The sequence below is a fragment of the Streptomyces sp. NPDC057654 genome, from assembly GCF_042800135.1.
Classification (GTDB): Bacteria; Actinomycetota; Actinomycetes; order Streptomycetales; family Streptomycetaceae; genus Streptomyces.
The window spans coordinates 13,070-35,523 of record NZ_JBHVHQ010000010.1; the positions used below are offsets into that span (position 1 = coordinate 13,070).

The following is a 22,454-nucleotide window of genomic DNA, read 5'->3' on the forward strand; positions in this document are numbered from 1 at the left end:
CCATGGCCGATTACACGAGCACGGAACCCACCGCCGCACCCCCGACAGCCAAGGCCGCGAGCCCGACAGCGCGCCCCCTGGCCTGGCTGCGCACGCCGGCCGCGTTCTGGAGCCTGTGCGGAATCCTCACCCTGGGATTCGGCGCGGTCGCCCTGGGCCGCTGGGCCGCCGACGGCGGATTCAGCCTGCACATCGAGGGCTACGACACACTCAGCACCGGCCGGCAGATCACCCTGTGGACCGCCCAGGCCGTCTTCACCGCGGCCTTCCTCGCCGTCGTCGTACGCGGCATCCGGCAGAGCCGCACAGCGGGCCGGATCACCTTCGACACCGCACTCTCCCTCGGCTACCTCACCACCCTCTGGATCGGCCCCCTGCTCAACCTCCACCGCCACAACCTGTACTGGGACGCCGCCCTGATCCACACACCGTCATGGGGTGCGTACATCCCGGGCTGGAGCAGCCCCGGCGCCGCGCACCAGATCGAGCCGTTCGTCACCCACTACTTCGCCTACGGGGCAGGGCTGATGTGGCTGCTCGTCATGGACCTCCTGGTGCGCCGCCTGCTGCTGCGCCGATGGCCGCACCTGAGCCGGGCACGGTTCGCCCTCGGGGTCTGCATCCTGGCCGCGGTCCTTGAGATCACCGCGGAGGCGCTCTCCGCCGCGACCGGCATCCTGGCCTTCCCCACCGGGATACCCGTCCTGACCCTGTTCTCGGGACAGTGGCACCAACTGCCTCTGCAAAACGTCGCGTTCACCGCAGCCCTGTGGGTGGCAGTGCCCTACCTGGTGCGCCACCACCACGCCACCCACGGCCCCGACTCGGCCGTCCTGCGCGGCACCCGGCAACTCCCGGCACCACTGCGGCCCGTCGCGCGCCTGTTCGCCCCCATCGGACTCGTCCAGATCTGCCTTCTGGGCATCTCACTCGGTTACTGGCTGGTCGGCCTGCTGCCCGGCCAGGTCACCGTCGCGGACCTGCACCTGCCCTACACCTGACGCCCCGGCCGCCCGGCGCAGGGCCGGGCACGACGAGGCGCCACCGGCACCACCGGCTACGGAGCCCCCATGGACACTGCCCGCGAACACACCACCGTCACCGACACCGCACCGCCGCGCACCCGCCGACGGCCCCGTCGGCCACCGCCGGTCACCGTCATGGCCTGCGTCGGAGCGCTGGCCATCGGCGTCGAGCTATACGTCCTCACCCGCTGGGCGATCGACACCGGCGTACGTTTCGACCTCGGCGACCAGTCCTCCCTCCCCCCATGGCGCCGCACAGCGATGTGGGTCCTCCAGGTGATGGTGCTGCCGATCCTGCTCGCCCTGGCGTGGTGGGTCGTACGGCAGAGCCGCCGCGCGGGCCGCCTCACCTTCGACGCGGCGCTGCTCATCGGCTACCTCACCAGCTTCTGGCTGAGCCCGATGATGAACTTCCGCCACCGCGGGGTCGCGTTCAGCGCGGCGGCGGTACACACCCGCTCCTGGGGCCAGTACATCCCCTTCTGGGACAGCCCCGGCGCACAGCACCAGATCGAACTGCTGGGCATCATCGTCGGCTACGGCGGCCTGATGGCCTTCCTGTACCTGACCATCGCCATGATGCGGCTGACCTTTCTGCGCCGATGGCCGCAGCTCGGCGGAGTCCGCCTCGTCGCGGCCCTGCTGGTGATCAGCCCCATCGCCACCCTGGTCATGGACCTCGCCTGGGTGCCGGGCGCCGGGATGTACGCCTACACCACAGGTGTTCCGCAGCTGACCCTCTTCACCGGCGAGTGGTACCGCATCCCGTACCACGTCTGCCTGGCCTCGGGCTTCCCGCTCTACGGGCTCCCCTTCCTCGCCCGCCACTACGCGGCCAAATCCCCCGACGGCCACGGCGGGATCTGGCGCGGCAGCACGGACCTGAACCCCCGGGCACGCCCGCTCGTCCAAGTGCTCGCCGTAATCGGACTCGTCCACATCTGCCTCGTCCTCTACGGCCTCGGCCTATGGGCCGGCGACACCCTCAGCGGCCCCCACCCCGTCACCCTGCCCTCGATGCTCCACTTCATCTGAGCCAGATCCTGGTCCCTTGCGCTGATCGCCATCCCCGCGCGACGCCCGAGGCCAGGCGGCAAGCCGTGATCCCATACTCGTGGGCAGGGGCAGGGGCAGGGGCAGGGGCAGGGGCTGGGGCAGGGGCAGGGGCAGGGGCAGGGGCAGGGGCAGGGGAAGCGGTGCGCTGCTGTCCGTTGACATCGAACCCAGTCGTTTTGCCATCGAGCCGAGCCCTGCCGAATCCGGCATGCCCCGCCCGCAAAAGGCTGGCGCCCTATAGACCGCTACGTCGTAGCTATAGACAACCCAGGCCCACTCCGCAACGCTTCCTATAGTGATCGATAGAGATGACATAGAGTGCTGCGGAGGTTCTTGTGAGGCTCACCATTGAAGGCGCGAGCGAGGAGTTCGAGCGCAAACTCCTCGCCCTGCTCGCCGAGCACCGAGACGAACTGGCCGTCTCCGTCGACACCGCATGGGGCGCCGACCGGGCGATGGTCTTCCTGGACACACTCAATGAGGACGCCCGCCAGTTTGTGCGCCTGGTCGTCGAGTCCGACGGCCATCTGGAGGCCGCCGTGCTGCGCGAGGCATTCCCGCGCGGACTGCGCGGCCCCACCGTGGCTTTGGCCTACGCCCTCAAGCGCGGCTACAAGCACGGCTGGTGGCCCGAAGGCACCGAGGCGCCAGTCACCGTGGTCTACGGCGGCGGCCCACAGGACGGATGGCGGCAGGCAGCGGCCTACGAGATGTCCGGTGAGGATCTGCCCGTCTTCCGCGCCGCCCTCGCCCACTACGACGCCACCACAACCCGGCACCCTTGGGACGAGGAGGCACCATCCGCGCTCGCCGTGCATCCAAGCTGGTCGGCCGACGCCGACGTACCAAGGGTGCTGTACGACGATTCGCCAACCGCACCCAACTTCCCGGACGAAGGAGCAAGATGAACGAGGGGTTGCGCGGCTAACCCCCGCCTGCCGCATGGTCGGCGTGGCCCGCCACAGTGGCGGGCCCTACCCGCCTCGCAGGAGTGATGCCGCCGTGTCCGCGCTCTTCGACAAGTTCCTGATTCCGACTGCAGTCGGTCTGGTCATCACCGGTCTCGCCGCCGCAGCCCGCTGGCTCTACCGTCGTCGCCGGACCACCCCGACACCTCCCCGCGTGCTGCGCCGCTTCCGTCTGCTGGGCACCACCGGCGCCGACGGCACCCCTCTGTACTACGAGACCACCCGGGCCCCCGGCAGCGTCGTCACCCGCCGGGTCGGCAGCCTGTCCCAACGCTTCGAGCTGACCGATGCCCCGCTCGGCGACGGCACGTACGCCGCGGAACCCCTCGACCACCTGTAGGACGACCAGAGGACGGAGGGTGTGTGACCGCGAGCGCCCTCGGGCTGAGCTTCCCACCAGCACCTTCACCGCACGCGATTACGTTAATAACCACCAGCCGAAACGGCTGCGTTCGCTGTCAAACGACTGGGTTGAATGACAGCGGACAGCTGCAGTTCGCCGGGGGCAGACGGGAAAGACCGTGGAAGGGCTGGCCAGCTGGGGCAGGGGCATGTCAACGTGGACGACCTTGCAGAAATGCCCAGGTCAGAGAGGTGATTGCTCGTGACCGCAGCTTCCGTTGGCCCCGGATTCTCCACCACCGTCGAGGCCCAGCGGCCGTGTGAGTGGCAGCTCGGCCCGGGGCAACCCACTCTCGTCCTGGACCAGTTCCGGGCCGAGGACTTCAACCTGGTCGTGGACGACCGGGCGGATGTGCACGTCAGCAGCAAGGACGGCTGTTTCTACCTCGGCTGGTTCCCGCTCGGCCGCCCCGGCACCGACGGCGAGGGATGGAAGATCGCCGTCACCGGCACGGCCCAGGTGCGTGGCTACCACCTGTCCTTCGACACCGAGACGCCGGCCGACATCGTCGCCGCCGCCGTGGCGCGCGTGCTGGAAACCTCCCGGCGCCGGTAAGCCTCTGGAGGGCGGCCGAGCCGGGAGGCCGTCACCGGAGGCTGTTCTCCGTATCCCGGCGGCATCCCGATCCGCCGCTCACCGCGTCCCTCGTACAAGGAGGCTGTCCGTGGCTCACACGGAGTTGACCGTCGGCGATCTCATCGACCTGTTGTCCGTCTGCGACCGGAGCGTTCCGGCGCGCCTGGCGATGAACCCGTTCTTCCCGATGGCGCACCGCCTCACGCAGGTCGTCCAGGCCGTGGACGAAAGAGGCCGGCCCGTTGTCTACCTCGCCGAAGGGCGGGACGCGGACACACGGCTCGGCCATCTGCCGCCCGAGGTCGCCGTGGCCCTGGCCTGGCACGGCCCGGTGCAGCCGCCCCCGCGCCGTCCCCGGCGCACCGCCGGCGGCACAGAGAACCGCACAACCTAGGAGGCACCCTGCCCGCCGACTTCCCGCTCGACCCGCCTGCCCCGTACGGGCCTCAGCCCGCGTATTGGGTCGGCCCCCGTCATCTGGCCGGTGACGACGGACGCCTCTACGACGTTGTCGCCGACACGCTCGCCGGCCTCGGCTGGACGAGCCTGACGATCGTTCGCGGACGCCGTGAGCCGGATGAGGCGCCGGAGGACCGCCAGGTCCTGCGCAGCACCGTCCTGCACCTGAGCCCCGACGCCCTGCGCTGGGCCCAATGGGTCCTGGCGGACGAACCGTTCTACCTGGGGGAGCTGCCGATCGCCTGGCAGGTCTGCGCTCGTGCGGATGCGGGCGGTTCTCTCGCGCGGTGGTCGGCCTACTTCACGCCCGGCATCCCTGGGGAGGCTCTCGCCGAATTCCTCACCGCCCTCGACGGCCGCGATCGGCCCGGCATGCCGCTGGGCGGCCCCGAACTGGTCCTCGACGCGGTCACCGCGCACGGCTGGTTCCGTGACATCGACCAGCCCCGCACCAGAGCGATGGACCCCACGTTCACCTCGCACATCAGCCTCGGCGAGGTGCCACCCCTCATTCAGGACGCCGACCCGCGCCCCCTGACGGCTGCCACCGATGAGGCCAGGCCGGGCGGGTGGCAGGCGTGGGCCGAACCGGCGCTCGGCGCGCCGTATCTGTGGGCCGCGTCCTTCGGCCCCAGCGTGCCCGACGACCTCGTCGCCGCCTTCACCCACGCACTCAGCTCCATCGCGCCGGTCCTGCGCCGAGTGGTGCCCGAGAGCACGCGGGAGCGGCTTCTGCGCGCCCCGGCCAGTTGAGGGCCGGGGCCCGGCGGTGCCGTCCGGCGGCATCGCCGTAACCGCCATTGGCGATAGCAGGGTCGACTATTGCGAGCCCGATCATCGCGCGGTGTCTTCGCTCTCTCCCAACGTCCCGGTCGTTTCTGCTGATGGCGGGTCCTGCCCGGTCAGCGGGTTCGGCGGCGGCCTTCCTGCTGATTCGGGGTCTTGGCTGTCCTCACTGCTGTGGAGGGCAGTGACACGCCGGTGACCGGGGTGGAGGTGGCTGCGGCGGGGAGGTCGGCGAGGCGGCGTATGCGCCAGACCAGTACGTCGCTGACCGACTCCGCGCTGTCCAGCTCGCGGCGTCGGGTGGCCTCGGTGAGCAGCGCGGTGGGTTGGTGTCCGGCTTGTTGGGCGTCGGTGAGGGTGGCGGCGAGTGCGTGCCAGCCGGGTTCGGCCAGTACCCGCTCCGCCAGCTGTGGCACCGCTTCCCTGACGGCGGCAGCCTGCTGCATGCGCAGGGGGCGTGCGAGGCGGCGGCCCCGCTGGTAGAGAGCGCCCAGCGGAGGGCCGGCCGCGTTGCGGTAGGCGGCGCGGAGGTGGTCGGCGGCTTGGCGGGCGGCGGTGGCCTGTTGGGCGTGGTGGTGTTTGGCGTGCCAGTTGGCGGCGGCGAGGGCCAGGAAGAACAGCATGTCGATCGCCATCGCGGTACTCGCGCCGTCCTCTCCGCGCCCGAGGGCTGGGCCGCCGTGGACGAGGTCGCGGGCGGCCCGGCGCAGGGCGCGGTCGTGATGGCGCTCGGCTCGGATGTGGGAGCGGGAGGCTCGCTCGAAGGTGGCGGCGGCCTCGCGCAGTTCCCGGCGGGTGTGTGCGGCGGAGGTGGTGGCCAGCGCGTCGAGGACCTCGCCCGCCGCTGAGAGCTGCCCGGCTACGAGCCCGTCCTCGCCCTGGTCGATGACGAGCACCGCCGACCAGGCCGCGTCAGCCGCGGTTCGCCGGGCCGAGGACGGACTGCGCGCCGGTCGCAGCTCCGTCCGGCCCTTGCGGTCTCCGCCCGGTCGCGCTTCCAGGCCGGTCGCGGTGAAGCGTCTGCGGATGCGGGGCAGGGAGAGGTCGGGGGCGAGTTTCGATCCGGAGTAGAAGACGGGGTCGCCGTGCTGGTTGCGGTCTTCCGGCAGCGCGACGGTGTATCCGAGGAGGTCGCCGGAGGGCGCGGCGCGTCGGCGGATGAGCAGGCCCGCTGCGGCGAGGCGGTCGAAGAACTCCGCCTCGTTCTCGGCTCCGGCCACCGCGCGGCGGACGGCCTCCCGCAGTTCCTCGCGTGCGGTGCGTTCGCGGTTCGTGCGGTCGGCTTTGTGGCGTTCGGCTGTGGTGGGGCGGCGGGCGGCGGTGCCGTCGCCGGCGTTGAGGCGGGTCAGGCCCAAGTCGGTTTCGATGAGGCGGCATTCGGCCTGGGCGCGTTTGCCGGAGCGGTAGTCGTCCGGGCGCCTGCCGTCTTCGCGGACCAGGGTGGCGATGATGTGGATGTGGTCGTCGGCGTGGCGGACGGCGGCCCAGCGGCAGCCCGCGTCGCCGTCGCCGGGGTCGATGCCGGTGGCGGCGACCAGGCGGCGGGCGATGTGGGCCCATTCGTCGTCGGTGAGGGTGCGGTCGTCGGGGGCGGCGGGTACGGAGCAGTGCCACACGTGCCGCCGGGGTCGCTGGTGCGGGGGGAGGGCCTGGACGGGTTGGTCGAGGAGGAGCTGGAGGTCTTTGAGGGTGGCTGCGGTATCGCGTCCGGGGTCGGGGGAGAGGGTGTCGAAGGAGGCGACGAGGTGGGGGTCGGTGTGTTCTTCGTGTTTGCCGGGGCCGTAGAGGTAGGCGAGCAGGCCGATGGTGCGGGTGCCGGGTGTGTTGATCTTGGGGATCACGGGCGGGGTGTCGTCCGCTGGTCGAGGAGGCGGGTGGTGGCCTGCTGGACGCGGTCGGCGGCGTGTCGTACGGCGGTGATGGCGTCGGTGATCTGGGGTGCGTCGCCGCCGGAGTTGAGGATCTTGACCGCTTGGTTGAGGTTGCTGCCGGTCCAGCCGAGCTGTCGGCGGGCGGCGAAGAGTTCGGTGATCACTGCGCGCTCGTCGGCGACCTGGGCTGCGGTGTGCTGGAGGTCGCGGGCGGCGTTCAGCGCGGACCGTGCGAGGAAGCCTGCGATGGACAGGCCGCACTGGGCGGCGCCGGCTTGGACGAGGGGGAACTCGTCGTCGTTGAAACGCGCGCTGAGCTGGTGCAGGCGCTTCTTCGCGCGGGTTTGACGGGGGCGCTGGCGAGCGCGGCGAGCGGCTTTCGGACGACTCGTCTCACGCGCATGCCTGGCTTCCCCGTGAGGCTTCGGTCCGCCCTCGGCCGATGCCTTCCGGACCGGTGCCCCCTGGCTCCGGTCCTCTCCCGCCCCCCTTGGGGTGGGGTCGGCGGAAGCTATGCTTCCGTCCCAACTTGCTCCGCCTGGAGCTGGGGTGGCGCCCTGAGCACGGTCATGGTGGCTGAGGTCCTCGGGGTTCGGGGTGTGCATGCGGGGTGTTCTCCGTCGGGCAGGGGTGGGTCGGGGGAGGTTCGGTTCGCTGGTGTGCGGACCGGGGGCAGGGCGGCGGCCTGAGTGGCGCGGATAGGTGCGGGGCAGCCCTGGCTCTCGGCACTGCACGGGCGGTCCGCAAGGTGGATCGGTGGGGGTGACCGGATATCCGGTCAGGTGGCCGGGCCTTGGTCCGCGGGCTGGTCGGCCTCGGAGCGTAGGCGTTTCATGAGTTCGGTGAGCCGGTCTTCGGCGATGGACAGTCCGGTTTCGCGGATGGCGTCGCGGACTATCGCGCGGGAGGACTTTCCGTGCGTGTCGATGGCCTTGCGTGCGATGTCGAGCAGCACGTTGATATCGGCGCCCGGGGGGCGTCCGTAGCGGCGGCTGATCGTCTCGTTGGGTTGCGGTGCTGCCGGTGGCTTGTCGCTGTCGGGCTGTGGTTCCGGGTGGGGGCGGCTGGCTTCCGTGCGGTCGTGCGGGTGCGGGGCCACCAATTCCGTGGGGTCGGGGGTTGGGGTGTCCGGAGTCGGGGTGTGGCGGGCGATGAGGATGTAGAGGTGGACCGCGCCGGCCAGGGCGAGCGGGGCGAGGGTGGAGAGCGCGCCGACGGTGAGGTCCCCCAGGCGTAGTCCCGTGTCCGGTGCTTGTTGGTTGAGGCGTACGGCGTGGAGGGCGTTGGCCCAGATGCTCGCGGTGGTGGCGGTGCCGAAGAGGGCCCAGATGTAGAGCCGTGAGCGGAAGGGGGCGGCGCGGAGGATGATCAGGGCGCGGACGCCGTAGGCGATGAACCCGTCGATGACGAGCGGGAAGAGGTAGGTGAGCAGGCCGCGGACGTGGATGGCGGTGGCCATCTGCTGCAGGGCGTCGTAGGACAGGGCGCATCCTGCGGCGCCGAGGGCGGTGATCGCGGCGCGGTCCCAGGCGGTGGCGCGGTCACTGGGGGCCTGGGGCGTGGACTTCGTGGCAGGGGAGGCCACGGCGGGGGGTGTCATTCGGGGCTCCGGGACGTCCGCCGGACCGGTGGGCGGCCTGGTGCCGGCGGAGAAGGAAATGCGGATCGGGGAAGCGGGCGCAAGGGCCTGTTAGCGGGCGGGGTGCCTTCTGCGGTCGCTGCCGCCGAGGATGACGCGGGTGGTCATCTCGGCGAGGCGGGAGGCGACACGGTCACCGACGGCACCGCGCAGCTCGGCGATCGGCATGTTGGTGGTGACCAGGGTCGGGAGCATCTCGTTGTAGCGGCGGTTGATCAGCCGGTACGTCAGCTCCTCGGTCCACTCGGAGGTCTTGGCCGCGCCGAGGTCGTCGAGGATCAGCAGCGGGCAGCGGCCGAGGGACCACAGGGCGCGCTCGGGGTCGTGGCCTTGTCGCGGGCGCAGGGCGGCGTACAGGTCGGCCGCGGTGGTGGCCTCCCAGCGCAGCCGTACGCCTGCGGCCAGCAGCGAGCGCACCGCGCCGTACGCCTGGTGGGTCTTGCCGGTACCGGTGGGACCGGCGATCAGCAGCGACGGACCCTCGGAGATCCCTGGTGCCTCCCCGGGCCCCTTGCGGCCGGCGTGGGTGATCTCCTCGACCCAGGCGGTGACCGTCGGGTGGTCGGCCAGGGCGCACCGGTAGCGGGCTGGGATGCGGGCGTCGGCCAGCTCCAGCGCGGTCACCGGTTCGGCGGGCGGTTCCGCGAGGGGCGCGGTGGGGTCGATGCCCCGGTCGGCGAGGATCGTGCCGAGCCGGTCGGCCAGGGCCCCGGCGCGCTGCGGCTCACGGGTGGAGACGGCGGCTGTGGTCACAGGTCACCCCCGTAGGCGGACTCGACGTCGGCGGGGTTGGTCCAGGGCCGGTGTGCCGCACGGGCGGCGGGCGGGTCGGCGTTCATGGCCTCGTTGACGAGGCTGGGCAGCACGCTGGGGCTCAGCCCCTTGGTGCGCAGGCGCTCCAGTCCGGCACGGATGTGGCCGGGGGCGATGCCCTCGCCGAGGAGCTGGTTCACCTCGCGTCCGAGACGGCCGAGGAGCTTCTCGGGCGGGCGGTGGGCACACGCGGCGACGAATTCCCCGGTCAGCTGCCGAGCCGAGACGGTGTCCGGCGCGGGGCCGCTCGCGGCCCCCACAGGTACTGATCCTAGATCCATGATCCTAGGTCCTAGATCCGGACCGTGAGGGCTCACGCCGGGCTCCGCGCGTCCTCCCCGAGCCCTCATGGAGGGCTCACTGAATCCGTCCTGACCTGCGGCTTCGTCCCGTTTCACGGGCGGCTCGCGCATTTCACGTGAGCCTTCGGTGAGCGCTCCGTGAGGTGGCACGGAGGGGGCCGTGAAAGCTCCCTGCGGCGGCTGTGAGGGCTCACTGTGGCGCGGTGCGCCGTCGTGGTGCGGGCAGCCGGGGTGGCGGACTCCGCTGGGCCGGTTGATCTTCTGGTGGCGGCTCCAGGTCACCATGTGCAGGTACCGCTTGCCGTCCGCGCCCTCGTACCGGCAGATCAGGTCGGCGCCGGCGAGCTGGGTCAGGTCGTCCTCGACGCCCATGGGGCCGTGCTCGGGGCGCAGGGACCACAGCAGCCCGGCGATGACGGCGGCCTGGTCGCGGTAGCGGCCGTGGTCGTCGGCCTGGGTGAGCAGCCCGAAGAAAGTCCGCTCGGCGCTGAGGGACACCTGCGCGAGGGACTCGGAGGCGAAGGCTTCCGGCTTGATGGTGCGTATGCGCGCCATGACTATCGCCCCGCCTTCGCGGACGGGAGACGCAACACGGATGCGGGGGCAGTACGCGGGCACGTACTGTGGGGCATAGAGCTCCTCACGCGGCAGGCCATCGAGGCGGCAACCTCGGCCTGACCGGTAGATCGTTCAGGGATGGGCGGTTGGTGGGCTTCGCTTCGACCCCGGTGTTCGCGCACCGGGGTTTCTTGCGTTTCGGGGGCGGGGTGGCTGGAAGATCAATTGTATCACGCATGCTGCCTATCGCAGAAGAGCTTTGCATCACGCAGAACGGATGTTACTCTTTTGAGGATGCTGCAAATCGCAGTGCTGCGATGCCTGACGAAGGAGGGTTGGTCGTGGCGGACAACGAGGCTTCCGGCGAAGCTCTGGTGCTCCGAGGCGAGGACAACGTCGCCGTACGGATCAAGGTGGAGCGCGAGACCCGAGGCTGGAGTACCAACGCCGTCTCGGACCGGCTGAACGAAGCGGGCTACGAGATCAATCCGTCCGCCGTCTGGCGGATCGAGAACCGCAAGCGGCGGGTCAACCTCGACGAGGCCATCGGCTTCGCCGAGCTCTTCGGCGTCTCCCTCGAAAATCTCGTCGGCCCGCCGAGGCTGGCCGCCCACGCCCGCGCGATGGAGCTCATCGAGGGCATCCGCCTCCGCTACCGCGAGATGAACCTGGCCAGCCGCGCCGCCACCGAGGCCCGCGAGGCACTCGACGCCTACCTGGCGGAGCACCCTGATCTCCGGGAAGAGGCCGACGCCCTCGTCTCGGACGCCATCGCCGAGGACCTCATGGCCGCCATGCAGCCCCCCCGGCCTCCTGCGGCAGGCCCCATCGGCGGAGCCGGAACGGGACGCCCCTGAGACCGGCCCCGACCGCTGACCCTTCCACGGCCGCAGGTGCCGCGAACGCCCACGGCCGAAGAGCACACCCCAACCGCCCATCCCTGAACGACGACCGGCAAAGCCGGGGTTGCCGCCCCGCGCCGGTCAGGTGAGGAGCCTTCTTGATCCGACGTGCAATATCCCCCGCACAGCCTTCGCCTTCTCGTGCCACGGGGGAGGTGAACAACCAGGGCGACCCTCTGCTCAGCGTGCCGGAGGTCGCCGAGCTCCTGGGCACCGGCGAGCGCTTCCCGCGTCGGCTGATCGCCGAGCGACGCATCCGCTACGTCAAGGTGGGTCGTCATGTCCGTATCCCGCGGAGCGCGCTCGACGCGTACATCGAGGCCCGCACCGTAGAGCCGGTGCGTCGGCCCCGCACTCGCTCCGGCCACCGGCTGGCGGCCTGATGACCCGCAAGCGCAAGCCGCAGCGGCGGCGCTACGGATCCCTACGCCGACTCCCCTCCGGGCGCTGGCAGGCGCGCTATCCGGATACGAACGGAGACCTGCGCGCGGCGCCGGAGACGTTCGACACCAAAACCGACGCGGAGGTCTGGCTCACCCAGACCGAGGCCGATCAGACACGCGGCGACTGGATCGACCCGCACGCCGGCGCGGTCAACTTCCACGCGTACGCCATCAAGTGGATCGACGAGCGAGGGCTCGCCGCCACCACGGACGAGCTGTACCGCAGACTCCTGCGCCTTCACCTGGTGCCCGCCTTCGGCGAGCTCGACGTCAACGAACTCAGCACGGCCAAGGTGCGGACCTGGCGCGCCGAGCGCCTGACGGCCACCGGTACGACCACGGTCGCCAAGTCCTACCGCCTCCTCAAGGCGATCATGGCGACCGCGGTCGACGACGAGCTGATCCGCCGCAACCCGTGCCGCATCAAGGGGGCGGGCAAGGAGGAAGCCGACGAGCGCCCGATCGCCACCGTCGAGCAGGTCTTCGACCTCGCCGACGCGATCGGTCTGCGCTGGCGGCTGATGATCCTCCTCGGCGCGTTCGCCTCGATGCGCCCGGAGGAACTCGCGGAACTGCGCCGCAAGGACGTCTACCTGGACGAGGGTGCGGTCTGGGTCAAGCGTGCCGCCCCGGAGTTGACCACGGGCAAGCGGGTCCCCGGCGACCCGAAGTCCCGTGCCGGGAAGCGGGAGATCGCGTTGCCGCCGTTCGTGCTCACGGACCTCCGCCGGCACCTGGACTGGTTCGCGGAGCCGGGCCCGGAGGGCTTGGTCTTCGTCGGCGAGCGCGGAGCGCCCTTCCGCCGGTCCACCTTCGGGCGCAAGTACCGCAAGGCCCGGGAGAAGGCGGGCCTGCCCGACGACTTCCGCTTCTACGACCTGCGGGGCACCGGCAACACCCTGGCCGCCGACACCGGCGCCAAGCTGAAGGACCTCATGGTCCGCGCCGGCCATTCCAGCGCACGCGCCCAGTTGATCTACCAACACTCGAAGAAGAGGCACCAGCGCAAGATCGCCTCCGCCATGGACGCCGACGTGCGCCGTCAGCGCCAGGAGGCGATTGATCAGGGTGAGGGGGCCGGGGACCTGGCCACGGTCCACCGCCTGGTCACCAAGGCAGGCACGGAGGCGTCAGACGAGGCCACCGAGGCAGCCGAGCGGTAAGAACAGCAAAGCGGTATGACCGGTGAGCGGGGCCGGGCCGACGAGATGTCGGCTCGGCCCCTGCCGTATGTCCGTTTCTCGCGCCGGTCTTGATCGAAGGGGTCTTGGGCCAGGACGTCTTTCCCTGTATGTACTGATCCCTGTATGTACTGATGTCAGAGGCGAGCCGGCCAGTGGCAGGTTTTTCCGGAGGGGGACTTGTGGCGATCAAGATCGTGCCTGTTACGGAGACGGAAACTGAACTGATCGATGCGGCCGTGGCCTTGGGCGACCGCTACACCAAGACGCTGGGGTTGCTCAAGCCGCCCGCGTACCGCAAGCACGCGAACGATGGCGGTCTGCTCGTCGCGGTCGAGCAGGGCGAGGTCATCGGGTACGCGTTGTTCGGTCTGCCGAAGCGGAAGCCCTATGTGCGGCTGGCGCACCTGTGCGTCGGAGGGGAGCACCGCGGTAAGGGGGTGGCGCGGCTGCTGGTGGAGGAGATCCGGCGCAGGCACCAGGACCGGTTGGGGATCAGGGCGAAGTGCCGTCGCGACTACGGGCTCAGCGACATGTGGACGAGCCTGGGTTTCGTGCCACGCGGGGAAGTGCCCGGTCGCGGACGAGACGGGGAGATCCTGGACGGCTGGTGGCTGGACCATGGCCACCTGGACCTGTTCGCGGGCATGGAGAGCGAAGCGCTGCTGGTCGTCGCCGTGGACCACGGCGTCTTCGCCGACCTGCGGGGTCGGACGCCCGGAGGCGGGGCGGCGGAGTCGCAGGCGCTGGAGGCCGGCTGGCTGACGGACCTCGTCGAAGTCGCCGCCACACCGCGGTTGCTGCACGAGATCAGGGATATCGCCGACGCGGCCGAGCGCAGGCATCAGCGGGCCGCCTCGCAGGGGTTGCGACAGCTCACCCCGGATGCCGAGGCAGTGGGCGTTCGGGCCCGCGAGCTGCTGCAGGCGGCCCGGTCGGCCGCAGCGGCCAGCGGCCTGCCGGGCGAGCCCGTGCTGCTGCGCGGCGTGCAGTACGTGGCCGAGGCATCGTGCGCCGGTCTGCAGGTGCTCGTGACCCGGGACCCGGAGCTGCTGGAGCTGGCGGACCTCGCCTGGAAGGTGGCTGGGATCAAGGTCGTCACGCCATCGGTCGTGACTCTGCATGTGGACGAACTGCGGCAGGCCCAGATGTACCGGCCGGCCGACCTCATGGGCACGGAGTTCCGGGCCGACGAGCTGCCCCCTGGGGCGGAGGGCGAGCTCGTGGCGTTCTTCGACCAGTCGGGCGAGGACGACGGCTCGGAGTTTGCCCGGCGGCTTCGAGCCCTGGTCGGCGACGCGGTTGTGTGGCACCGCGAGTTGCTGCGCGACGGCCAAGGCCGTCCGGTCGCCCTCTACGCATGGGCCATGGACGGGCGGACGCTGATCGTGCCGGTCCTGCGCACTGCGGCGCACCGTTTGGAGGAGACGCTGGCGCGGCAGATGCTGTTCTCGCTGAAACGGCTCGGAAGGGACTGCGGCGCTCAGGTCGTACGCGTCACTGACCCCTTCCCGTCGCCCGCAGCCAAGGCCGCAGCGAGCGACGACGGTTTCTTCTCGCACGATGGCGGGCTGGCGGCCCTGCTGGTCGAGGTCTGCGGGACTGCCCAGGAGGTGGCGGCTGTCGCCGGTGAGGCGGCCCGTGAACTTGGGCGGGACGAGGCTGCCGAGCTTCAGGCCGGTATGCCGGCCGAGACAGCGGGCGTGGTCGAGCGGGCTTGGTGGCCGGCGAAGGTCATGGACTCGCTGGTGCCGTCGTTCCTGGTGCCGATCGAGCCCCGGTGGTCCGCGGAGCTGTTCAACGTGCCGGCGATGTTGCTGCCCCGCCCCAACGAATTGGGGATCAGCAGGGAACACGTCTACTACCGTTCTTCCGGGCGCCGTGGTGAGAGCGTCCCGGCGCGGCTGCTCTGGTACGTCAGCAAGGGCTCCGCCCGCGAAGCGGGCCAAATGGTCATCGGCTGCTCGCGGTTGGACGAGGTGCTGATCGACACGCCGGATGCCCTGCACTCGAAATTCGAACACCTGGGCGTATATGGTCGGGACCAAGTACGCGCTATCGCCCGCGGCGGTACTTCAAGCCGTGCGATGGCCTTGCGGTTCTCGGATACCGAGATCTTCCCGAGGGTGGTGCCGCTGGGGCGATTGAACTCACTGGCCGACGGCCTGGGGCTACAGTTTTCGCTGATGTCGCTGTCGAAGATCAGCAACAGACTGTTCCAGGCGGTCTACGAAGAGGGACACCGAAGGACGTGAACGAACTGGACCGCGCGATGCTGCTGTCCGTACACCCCCGCTTCGCCACCGCGATCCTGGCGGGCAGCAAGACGGTCGAGGTGCGCCGCCAGCGCGTCGCAGCGCCACCTGGCACCACCGTCGTCCTCTATGCCACCTCCCCCACGATGGCCTTGGTGGGGCTGGCGCGCATCGCGGCGGTGAGCGTCGGCTCCCCCCGGGAGGTGTGGCGAGCTCACCGGAGCCGGACCGGCATCAGCCGCAAGGAGTTCGACGCGTACATGAGCGGCGCCACCCAGGCCAGCGGGATCACTCTCGAAGCACCCGAACCCTTCGACGAGCCGGTGCCCCTCACCGCCCTGCGCGCCGCTGGGACGTTCCACCCACCGCAGAGCTACCGGTACTTCCAGGAGGAAGCGCTGAGGCAGGTAGCCGAAGCCTCGCCTGCCGCGGGTGAGGTCCTGCGCGGAATTCTGGGAGAGCCCGTCCCGGCGTAGGCGGGAGTCGACAGTCAGCGGCCGGGTCGGCGAGTAGCCGACCCGGCCTTCGTCGTGCGCTTCGGGTTCGGCAACGGCGCGGACATTTGCGGGTGCATCGTTGCAGGTCACTGAGTGGAGCGTGACGGGGGTCACGTGAATCCCGTCTTGCGATTCGAGATGACGGGAGGTCGGGTCCTCCGGAAGAGGGCCATGGCCGTCAACTTGGTGCGTCGATCGGTGCTTTGTGGCACGCGAATGGCACGCGGCCTCGAATTGGTCTAGACAACGAACAAGTCCCAGGTCGCTGACCTGGGACTTCGTTATGGAGCGGGTGACGAGAATCGAACTCGCGCTCTGAGCTTGGGAAGCTCATGTTCTACCATTAAACTACACCCGCGTGAAGCCCCGTGGGCGGGGCTTCGTACCGTCGCACACTGTACCCCATGGCCGCCCTCCGGCGCATTTGCCGTGGGGTTTTCGCGTTGGCGGGGGTGGGGGATGCGGCTGCGGGGTGCGGGAGTTGGGGCGTACGGTGTGGGCGCGGAAGCCGGTCGGAGTGCCGCGTGCGAGTGCGCCCGGACTATCCCCTAATGTGGCTTTTGTCTTTCACGTACATGGGGAAAGGGACTCGATGGAGCGCACCGTCGTCCGTTGTGCCGAAGGGCACGTGTTCAGCACCGCTTCGTTCCCGATGCAGCACCTCAACGCCGGGCGGATCGGCCCCGGGCGGCTTCTGCGCTGTCCGCGATGCGCCCGGCTCCGGCACTCGGTGCCGGTCACTGCTGAGGAGCGATAGCCCCGAGAGAACCGCGTCTGGGCGGCGCGCGGGCCCGGTCCGATTGGGCCGGGCCCTCGGCGTGCGCGTACCCTCGTGGGGTGCTTCTCTCAGACAAGGACATCCGGACCGAGATCGACAATGGCCGGGTGCGTATCGAACCGTACGACGAGTCGATGGTGCAGCCGTCGAGCATCGATGTGCGGCTCGACCGCTACTTCCGGGTGTTCGAGAACCACCGCTACCCCCACATCGACCCCGCCGTCGAGCAGCCCGACCTCACGCGCGAGGTCGTGCCGGAGGGTGACGAGGCGTTCATCCTGCACCCCGGCGAGTTCGTGCTCGCCTCCACGTACGAGGTCGTCACCCTTCCCGATGACGTCGCCTCCCGCCTCGAAGGCAAGTCCAGCCTCGGCCGCCTCGGCCTGCTCACGCACTCCACCGCCGGCTTCATCGACCCCGGCTTCTCCGGGCACGTCACGCTCGAACTGTCGAACGTCGCCACCCTGCCCATAAAGCTGTGGCCCGGCATGAAGATCGGCCAGCTGTGCATGTTCCGGCTGACCTCCCCGACCGAGTTCCCGTACGGCTCCGCCAAGTACGGCTCCCGCTATCAGGGGCAGCGCGGGCCCACGCCCTCCCGCTCCTTCCAGAATTTCCACCGCACCCAGGTCTGACATCGCAGGCACCGCAGGCACCGCAGGCAGCACTGGGATCGCAGAAATCGCAGAGGAACAGGTAGAGCACGGCAGTGAGTGACAAGCGCGAGAACCTTACGTATCCGCTCTTCGGCGAGGCCATCCGCGAGCTGGCCCAGACCGTCGCCGACGACGGCTACGAGCCGGACATCATCCTGTCCATCGCGCGCGGCGGCCTCTTCGTCGCCGGCGGCCTCGGCTACGCCCTCGACGTCAAGAACCTGCACGTCATGAACGTCGAGTTCTACTCCGGCGTCGGCCAGACCCTTGAGCTCCCCGTCATGCTGCCGCCCGTCCCCAACGTCGTCGACCTCAGCCGCAAGAAGGTCCTCGTCGCCGACGACGTCGCCGACACCGGCAAGACCCTCAAGCTCGTCCACGACTTCTGCGCCGGCCACGTCGCCGACGTCCGCTGCGCCGTCATCTACGAGAAGCCGCAGTCCCTCGTGAAGTGCGAGTACGTCTGGAAGCGCACCGAGGACTGGATCAACTTCCCGTGGAGCGTCGAACCGCCCGTCGTGCGGCGTGAGGGGCAGATCCTCGACGCCTAGCCGGTACGTACGCCCGTACGGCCGTATATGTGCGTGAGGGCCCGGCTGCTTTTCCTTCCGTTCTAGTGGTCGTTGCAACACCCCAGTTCAGGGGATGCGATGGACTTCGAGATCCGGGAGGACCGGACGGCCAAGGGGCCAGTGAGGCTGTTGCGCGAGCGGGAGGCATACTCCCGGCTCATGCAGCAGGGCCTGAGCAACAAAGAGGCGTGCCGGATCATCGGCATCAACGAGAAGACCGGGCGCCGATGGCGCAACGGCCGTAGCGCCGACCGCAAGCACAAGGCGGTACCACCGATCAACATGGTGGTACCGCCTCCCGGTCCTTCCCGGTACCTGTGCGAGGCCGACCGGATCCATATAGCCGACCGGCTGCGGGAGAAGGCGACGGTCCGGGCGATCGCCGCGGAGCTGGGCCGCAGCCCGTCCACCATCAGCCGGGAGATCCGCCGCAACCGCCACCAGGCGAACGGCCAGTACCGTCCGCATGCTGCCCAAGCCCGCGCCGATGCCCGCCGGCCCCGCCCCAAGCCGGGGAAGATCGGCCGGAACACCGAACTGCGCGGCTTCATCCAGGACCGCCTGCATCTGCGGTGGAGTCCCGAGCAGATCTGCCAGGCTCTGCGGACACACTTCCCCGACCGGCCGGAGATGCACGTGGTCCACGAGACGGTCTACCAGGCCCTCTACGTCCAGGGCCGGGGTGAACTGCGCCGAGAGCTGTCCCGCGCTCTGCGCACCGGCCGCGCCCGGCGCAAACCCCGCCGCCAGGCCCAGCAGCGCCAGCCACGGTTTTCCACCCCCATGGTCATGATCAGCGAACGGCCCGCCGAGGCAGAGGACCGGGCCGTGCCCGGCCACTGGGAGGGCGACCTCATCATCGGAAAGGACGGCAAGTCGGCCATCGGCACCCTGGTCGAGCGCGCCACCCGCTACGTCATGCTCCTGCACCTGCCCGCAGACCATGGCGCCGAAAGCGTCCGCGACGCACTGGTCACCACGGTCCAGACGCTGCCGTCCCACCTCAAGCGGTCCCTGACCTGGGACCAGGGCTCGGAGATGGCCGCCCACGGCTCCTTCACCGTCACCACCGACATCCCGGTCTACTTCTGCGACCCCGCCAGCCCCTGGCAGCGTGGTTCCAACGAGAACACCAACGGCCTGCTCCGCCAGTACTTCCCCAAGAGCACCGACCTCGCAGTCCACACCCGCGAGCACCTGGACGCCGTCGCCGCCGAGCTCAACGGCCGCCCACGCAAAACGCTCGACTGGGAAACCCCAGCCGAGCGCCTGCATAAACTACTCGCGGCCTGACCAACACAACCACGTGTTGCGACGATCCCTAGAAACCGCCTTCGCAGCCGGGCCCTCCTACGTTGGATCGGGCATTCAGCGCTCAGGTCGTCAGAACGTGCCCAACTTGATAATCGTCAGCAGCGCCACCAGCTGGATCGCCGACGCCGCCAGCGCCTTCGGCCACGGCAGATCGTGCGACTTGCTCACCATCGACGTGAACAGCGCACCCGCCCCCAGCCACGTCGCCCACCCCAGCACCTGCACGAGCGGGCTGTCGCCGCCCAGGAACATCGCGAACAGCAGCCGCGGCGCGTCCGTGATCGACATGATCAGCATCGACAGCCCCACCGTCGGCTGCCACTCCCCGTCACCGCCCAGCTGCCGCGCCAGCGTGTGCGTCACCGCGCCCAGGATCAGGCTCGCGATGACCACGATCACCGCCGTCGTCAGCACCCACGGGATGCTGTTCGACAGCGTGGCCTTCAGCACATCCTCGCGCGCCTTGTCGAACCCGAAGACCGCCAGCAGGCCGTAGATGAACGTGACCGTCAGCGCCGTCGCCCACATCGCGTGGTCGCGCATCCGCCAGAACGTGGCGGACGGCCGCAGCACGATCCCGCTCAGCAGGTCCTTCCACGGCAGCCGCGGGCCGACGGGCGGCGGAGGAGCCTGGCCCGCCTGGTAGGTGTTGCCACCGTCGTAATCGTCGTAGCCGTTGTTGCCATACGGACCGTTGTCGTAGCCGCCGTCGTTGTACGGGGGCTGTGCGCCGTACGGGTCGTACGCGCCCGGACCCTCGCCCACGTTGAACTGCTGGGTCTGACCGGGTCTGTCCTGGCCCCCTTGGCCGTAGTGCGGGTCCTGGGGGCGGCCGGGTCCCGGGCCCGGCCCCTGTCCCTGCCCGTACGCCGTCGGCGGGCCGCCGAAGTACTCCGGCTCGCCATGGCCCTGCGACTGCTGCCACTGGCCGTGCCCTGGCCCTGGCCCGTGCCCCTGGCCGCCGCCACCTCCTTGCCGGCCGTCGTACGGGCCCGGTCGCCGCCCGTACGGCGGCTGCGCCGGGGGTGGGTTCTGCTGCTGCCCGGGGCGCTGCTGCCCTTGCTGTGCGGACTGGGAGTCGTCCCGTCCGCGTCCGATCCTGAATCCAGCCACGCTTTCGAACGTACCCGTTCTGTCGAACCGTGGTGCCGGGCCTGGGCGGCAGCCGGGGCATTGCTGCCGAGCTGTGACATCCCCTAAGGGAAAACTGGGGGTTTATGCGCTGGTCAACCGCCGTGACGCCGCAGTCACGGCCGCCACTTCCGCCCCGGCCAACTCGCACCATACGTACTTGCCCCTGAACCCGAAGAACTCTTCCCCGAGGCAGTACCAGCCCCAGTCGTCGGAGCAGAGCGTCACCAGCTGGAGGCCGCGCCCGGTCTCGTCGTCGGTGATGTCGGCTACGTCTGCGACCTCGCGGAGGTGGGGCGGCTGCGGGTCCGTGTCCCACACCCCGATGCGGAGTTTTCCGTCCGACCACCACAGGCGCATCGACGCCGGTCCGTCCGTGTGGCGCAGCGCGTTGGACAACAGCTCGGTCGCGAGCAGCTCGGCCCGCTCGATGAGCTCGGGGAGGTCGTGGAGGGTGAGGACCGCTCGTAGCGTCGCGCGGGCCACGGCCGCGGTGCGGTTGTCGTGCGGGACGTAGAGCGTGTAGTCCCAAGTCTCGGTTGCGTGAGCGGAGTTCGTCATGCGGTTCTCCGTACTGTGGGGGCCGAGTCGCTGCGCTGGCTGCGCGGGGCAGTGCTCTTCCGGTTCACTGGTGAGCGCTGTGTGACTGGCGCGTCACACAAGGTAGGGCATAAGCTTCGGCCGTCGCAAGCTTAAGTTCGGCGGTTCCCGCGTAGGTGTGAATAGACCCAAGTGCGGGACGCACGGCAGACTTTGACCGGGTACGAAGGAAGGGACGCATGCCGCCGAGGAGACAACCCACCGCACGTCAGGAGCGGCTGGGCGTGGAACTGCGGAAGCTGCGCGAGGCGGCAGGCATGACCGCACGTGAGGCCGCGGGGCTGTTGGGAACCAACCCGATCCAGATGAGCCAGATGGAGTCGGGGCGCGCGGGAATCAGCGAGGAGCGCCTGCGCCGACTCGCGGCGCACTACGCCTGTGCCGATGCCGATCTGGTCGACGCGCTGGTTGCTATGGCGACGGAGCGTGGGCGCGGGTGGTGGGAGGAGTACCGGGGCGTTCTGGCTTCGGGTTTCTTGGACCTGGCCGAGCTGGAACATCATGCGACGTTCTTGCGGTCCGTTGAGATCGTCAGCATTCCCGGCCTTTTGCAGACCGAAGACTATGCGCGGGCCGTTTTCGGGTACATGGTGCCGGAGCTTCCGCAGTCGGAGATCGAACCTCGGGTCGCACATCGCTTGCGGCGGCGTCAGGTCATCACTGGGGACTCACCAATTGAGTACGAGGTGGTGATCCATGAGGCGGCCCTGAGGTTCAAAGTGATGGGCGGTAAACTCGCCCGCGAGCAGATCGAGTTGATTCTCAACCTGTCCGAGTTGGGCAATATCTCCGTGCGCGTAGTCCCGTTCAGCGTTGATGGTTTTGCCGGAGCCAACTGTTCGATGATGCACGTAGGCGGTCCCGTTCCCCAACTCGACACCGTGCAGCGTGACACTGTCCTCAGCGGAATCTTCATGGATGCGCAGCCACAGGTCGCAAGGTTCGGCAAGGTATTCCAGAAGGTACAAGCGTCAGCACTGGCTGTCGACGAGTCGCGGGACTTCTTGCATCGGATGGTGGATGAACTATGAGGGGCAAGGAAATGGCACAGGCCATCGAATGGCAGAAGTCTTCCTACTCTGCGGGCGGCGACGGGGCCAACTGCGTTGAGCTGGCCGCCGTCGGCGACATGGTGTGGATCCGTGAAGGCGAAGTCCCCGGCGACGTCCTCGTCGCCACCCCGGCTGCGCTGTGCGCGTTGCTGCGGAGCGTAAAGACCAATGAGCTGTGACGGTCATCGAATGGCAGAAGTCTTCTTTCTCCGGTGGAGGAGACGGCAACAGCTGCCTTGAACTGACCGCCGTCGGCGGCACGGTGTTGCTCCGGGAAAGCGACGCCCCCGGCGTCATCGTCACCGCTGCCCCCGCCGCGCTGCGGGCGTTCGCGCGGATCGTAAAAGACGACACCGGCGGCCTGGCCGGTTACTGAGTTTGAACTCGGGGTGTCGTAGCTGCTGATAGGGGTAGGTCGTCGCGGTGTGCCGTCTATGTGAGGTACGCGCAGGGTGGCGGTCTGTCGGGCGAGTGCCGGCGGGCGCTTCCACGAATGCGTCTCCCTTTTTAAGTGCCTCTCCTGGGCGAGGGTCTGAAGCGTTCGTCACCGTGACCCGCGCTGAGGGCCGGATCTTCATCCGTGTCGTGCGCATGGGTGCCTAGGCTGGGGGCTGGGT

The 22,454-nt window shown here is 69.6% G+C and carries 25 protein-coding genes and 1 tRNA gene; 18 read left to right on the top strand and 8 right to left on the bottom strand.

Annotated elements, in window-relative coordinates:
- The first annotated feature begins 2 nt into the window (after nucleotides 1-2).
- From ACFU99_RS01965 to ACFU99_RS01995, 7 genes are all read left to right on the top strand, one after another.
- On the top strand, nucleotides 3-1,001 hold the full coding sequence (locus ACFU99_RS01965; protein WP_384384376.1) for a spirocyclase AveC family protein: 999 nt from the start codon (nucleotides 3-5) through the stop codon (nucleotides 999-1,001).
- Nucleotides 1,002-1,070: 69 nt separating this feature from the next.
- Entirely contained in the window at nucleotides 1,071-2,060 is a 990-nt protein-coding gene (locus ACFU99_RS01970; protein WP_384384379.1) for a spirocyclase AveC family protein, read from the top strand.
- A 356-nt stretch (nucleotides 2,061-2,416) separates the two neighbouring features.
- On the top strand, nucleotides 2,417-2,989 hold the full coding sequence (locus ACFU99_RS01975; RefSeq protein ID WP_384384381.1) for a hypothetical protein: 573 nt from the start codon (nucleotides 2,417-2,419) through the stop codon (nucleotides 2,987-2,989).
- Nucleotides 2,990-3,083: 94 nt separating this feature from the next.
- Entirely contained in the window at nucleotides 3,084-3,389 is a 306-nt protein-coding gene (locus ACFU99_RS01980) for a hypothetical protein (protein ID WP_384384384.1), read from the top strand.
- Nucleotides 3,390-3,653: 264 nt separating this feature from the next.
- Complete coding sequence (locus tag ACFU99_RS01985) at nucleotides 3,654-4,007, top strand: DUF317 domain-containing protein (RefSeq protein ID WP_384384387.1); 354 nt, start codon at nucleotides 3,654-3,656, stop codon at nucleotides 4,005-4,007.
- A 109-nt stretch (nucleotides 4,008-4,116) separates the two neighbouring features.
- Nucleotides 4,117-4,422 (top strand): hypothetical protein, encoded by a 306-nt coding sequence (locus tag ACFU99_RS01990; protein WP_384384390.1) that lies wholly within the window; start codon nucleotides 4,117-4,119, stop codon nucleotides 4,420-4,422.
- An 8-nt stretch (nucleotides 4,423-4,430) separates the two neighbouring features.
- On the top strand, nucleotides 4,431-5,240 hold the full coding sequence (locus ACFU99_RS01995; protein WP_384384432.1) for a DUF317 domain-containing protein: 810 nt from the start codon (nucleotides 4,431-4,433) through the stop codon (nucleotides 5,238-5,240).
- Between the two features lie 149 nt (nucleotides 5,241-5,389).
- Here the strand turns inward: ACFU99_RS01995 and ACFU99_RS02000 are convergent, their stop codons facing one another.
- The 5 genes from ACFU99_RS02000 to ACFU99_RS02020 form a co-directional block, all read right to left on the bottom strand.
- Complete coding sequence (locus tag ACFU99_RS02000; RefSeq protein ID WP_384384392.1) at nucleotides 5,390-7,114, bottom strand: relaxase/mobilization nuclease domain-containing protein; 1,725 nt, start codon at nucleotides 7,112-7,114, stop codon at nucleotides 5,390-5,392.
- The gene (locus tag ACFU99_RS02005) at nucleotides 7,111-7,749 is read right to left on the bottom strand and encodes a plasmid mobilization protein (protein ID WP_384384395.1); all 639 of its coding nucleotides are present in this window, start codon (nucleotides 7,747-7,749) and stop codon (nucleotides 7,111-7,113) included. Before ACFU99_RS02005 ends, ACFU99_RS02000 begins: the two co-directional genes overlap by 4 nt.
- Nucleotides 7,750-7,922: 173 nt before the next feature.
- Nucleotides 7,923-8,744: a DUF2637 domain-containing protein gene (locus ACFU99_RS02010; RefSeq protein WP_384384398.1), complete on the bottom strand. Its 822-nt coding sequence runs from the start codon at nucleotides 8,742-8,744 to the stop codon at nucleotides 7,923-7,925.
- A 90-nt stretch (nucleotides 8,745-8,834) separates the two neighbouring features.
- Nucleotides 8,835-9,536: an ATP-binding protein gene (locus ACFU99_RS02015; RefSeq protein ID WP_384384401.1), complete on the bottom strand. Its 702-nt coding sequence runs from the start codon at nucleotides 9,534-9,536 to the stop codon at nucleotides 8,835-8,837.
- A complete protein-coding gene (locus ACFU99_RS02020; RefSeq protein ID WP_384384404.1) occupies nucleotides 9,533-10,453 on the bottom strand; it encodes a hypothetical protein in 921 nt (306 codons plus the stop codon). The genes ACFU99_RS02015 and ACFU99_RS02020 overlap by 4 nt, the downstream gene beginning before the upstream one ends.
- Nucleotides 10,454-10,797: 344 nt before the next feature.
- Here ACFU99_RS02020 and ACFU99_RS02025 point away from each other — a divergent pair, with 344 nt between their 5' ends.
- From ACFU99_RS02025 to ACFU99_RS02045, 5 genes are all read left to right on the top strand, one after another.
- Nucleotides 10,798-11,313, top strand: coding sequence for a helix-turn-helix transcriptional regulator (locus ACFU99_RS02025; protein ID WP_384384407.1), 516 nt, complete (start codon nucleotides 10,798-10,800; stop codon nucleotides 11,311-11,313).
- 200 nt (nucleotides 11,314-11,513) lie between these two features.
- Nucleotides 11,514-11,741, top strand: coding sequence for a helix-turn-helix domain-containing protein (locus tag ACFU99_RS02030; RefSeq protein ID WP_384384435.1), 228 nt, complete (start codon nucleotides 11,514-11,516; stop codon nucleotides 11,739-11,741).
- Nucleotides 11,741-12,964, top strand: a complete 1,224-nt coding sequence (locus ACFU99_RS02035; RefSeq protein ID WP_384384409.1) for a tyrosine-type recombinase/integrase — start codon at nucleotides 11,741-11,743, stop codon at nucleotides 12,962-12,964. The genes ACFU99_RS02030 and ACFU99_RS02035 overlap by 1 nt, the downstream gene beginning before the upstream one ends.
- Before the next feature lie 200 nt (nucleotides 12,965-13,164).
- Nucleotides 13,165-15,237, top strand: coding sequence for a GNAT family N-acetyltransferase (locus ACFU99_RS02040; RefSeq protein ID WP_384384412.1), 2,073 nt, complete (start codon nucleotides 13,165-13,167; stop codon nucleotides 15,235-15,237).
- The gene (locus tag ACFU99_RS02045; RefSeq protein WP_384384414.1) at nucleotides 15,234-15,713 is read left to right on the top strand and encodes an ASCH domain-containing protein; all 480 of its coding nucleotides are present in this window, start codon (nucleotides 15,234-15,236) and stop codon (nucleotides 15,711-15,713) included. Before ACFU99_RS02040 ends, ACFU99_RS02045 begins: the two co-directional genes overlap by 4 nt.
- 305 nt (nucleotides 15,714-16,018) lie before the next feature.
- On the opposite strand, the gene ACFU99_RS02050 is transcribed toward ACFU99_RS02045, so the two are convergent.
- Nucleotides 16,019-16,092 (bottom strand) — tRNA-Gly (locus ACFU99_RS02050).
- Between the two features lie 479 nt (nucleotides 16,093-16,571).
- Between ACFU99_RS02050 and dcd the strand changes: the two genes are divergently transcribed.
- From dcd to ACFU99_RS02065, 3 genes are all read left to right on the top strand, one after another.
- Nucleotides 16,572-17,147, top strand: coding sequence for a dCTP deaminase (gene dcd / locus ACFU99_RS02055; RefSeq protein ID WP_363128339.1), 576 nt, complete (start codon nucleotides 16,572-16,574; stop codon nucleotides 17,145-17,147).
- Nucleotides 17,148-17,221: 74 nt separating this feature from the next.
- The gene (locus ACFU99_RS02060) at nucleotides 17,222-17,719 is read left to right on the top strand and encodes a phosphoribosyltransferase (RefSeq protein ID WP_384384417.1); all 498 of its coding nucleotides are present in this window, start codon (nucleotides 17,222-17,224) and stop codon (nucleotides 17,717-17,719) included.
- Between the two features lie 180 nt (nucleotides 17,720-17,899).
- Complete coding sequence (locus ACFU99_RS02065; RefSeq protein ID WP_384384437.1) at nucleotides 17,900-19,033, top strand: IS30 family transposase; 1,134 nt, start codon at nucleotides 17,900-17,902, stop codon at nucleotides 19,031-19,033.
- A 90-nt stretch (nucleotides 19,034-19,123) separates the two neighbouring features.
- On the opposite strand, the gene ACFU99_RS02070 is transcribed toward ACFU99_RS02065, so the two are convergent.
- Complete coding sequence (locus ACFU99_RS02070) at nucleotides 19,124-20,167, bottom strand: Yip1 family protein (RefSeq protein WP_384384419.1); 1,044 nt, start codon at nucleotides 20,165-20,167, stop codon at nucleotides 19,124-19,126.
- 102 nt (nucleotides 20,168-20,269) lie between these two features.
- Nucleotides 20,270-20,746 carry an ATP-binding protein gene (locus tag ACFU99_RS02075; protein ID WP_384384421.1) on the bottom strand — a complete coding sequence of 159 codons (477 nt, stop codon included), beginning with the start codon at nucleotides 20,744-20,746 and terminating at the stop codon, nucleotides 20,270-20,272.
- A gap of 263 nt (nucleotides 20,747-21,009) precedes the next feature.
- Between ACFU99_RS02075 and ACFU99_RS02080 the strand changes: the two genes are divergently transcribed.
- From ACFU99_RS02080 to ACFU99_RS02090, 3 genes are read left to right on the top strand one after another with little or no spacing between them, the layout of a single operon-like run.
- A complete protein-coding gene (locus ACFU99_RS02080; protein WP_384384423.1) occupies nucleotides 21,010-21,816 on the top strand; it encodes a helix-turn-helix domain-containing protein in 807 nt (268 codons plus the stop codon).
- An 11-nt stretch (nucleotides 21,817-21,827) separates the two neighbouring features.
- Nucleotides 21,828-22,016 (top strand): DUF397 domain-containing protein, encoded by a 189-nt coding sequence (locus tag ACFU99_RS02085; protein ID WP_384384426.1) that lies wholly within the window; start codon nucleotides 21,828-21,830, stop codon nucleotides 22,014-22,016.
- The gene (locus tag ACFU99_RS02090; protein WP_384384429.1) at nucleotides 22,013-22,213 is read left to right on the top strand and encodes a DUF397 domain-containing protein; all 201 of its coding nucleotides are present in this window, start codon (nucleotides 22,013-22,015) and stop codon (nucleotides 22,211-22,213) included. Before ACFU99_RS02085 ends, ACFU99_RS02090 begins: the two co-directional genes overlap by 4 nt.
- The last annotated feature ends 241 nt before the right edge of the window (nucleotides 22,214-22,454 follow it).

Excerpts from the sequence above, each read along its gene's own strand:
- ACFU99_RS02020 (WP_384384404.1), bottom strand. The coding sequence starts at position 10,453 with ATGGCGCGCATACGCACCATCAAGCCGGAAGCCTTCGCCTCCGAGTCC.
- ACFU99_RS02075 (WP_384384421.1), bottom strand. The coding sequence starts at position 20,746 with ATGACGAACTCCGCTCACGCAACCGAGACTTGGGACTACACGCTCTAC.
- ACFU99_RS02035 (WP_384384409.1), top strand. The coding sequence starts at position 11,741 with ATGACCCGCAAGCGCAAGCCGCAGCGGCGGCGCTACGGATCCCTACGC.
- ACFU99_RS01965 (WP_384384376.1), top strand. The coding sequence starts at position 3 with ATGGCCGATTACACGAGCACGGAACCCACCGCCGCACCCCCGACAGCC.
- ACFU99_RS02010 (WP_384384398.1), bottom strand. The coding sequence starts at position 8,744 with ATGACACCCCCCGCCGTGGCCTCCCCTGCCACGAAGTCCACGCCCCAG.
- ACFU99_RS01970 (WP_384384379.1), top strand. The coding sequence starts at position 1,071 with ATGGACACTGCCCGCGAACACACCACCGTCACCGACACCGCACCGCCG.
- ACFU99_RS02065 (WP_384384437.1), top strand. The coding sequence starts at position 17,900 with ATGCAGCAGGGCCTGAGCAACAAAGAGGCGTGCCGGATCATCGGCATC.
- ACFU99_RS02085 (WP_384384426.1), top strand. The coding sequence starts at position 21,828 with ATGGCACAGGCCATCGAATGGCAGAAGTCTTCCTACTCTGCGGGCGGC.
- ACFU99_RS02005 (WP_384384395.1), bottom strand. The coding sequence starts at position 7,749 with ATGCACACCCCGAACCCCGAGGACCTCAGCCACCATGACCGTGCTCAG.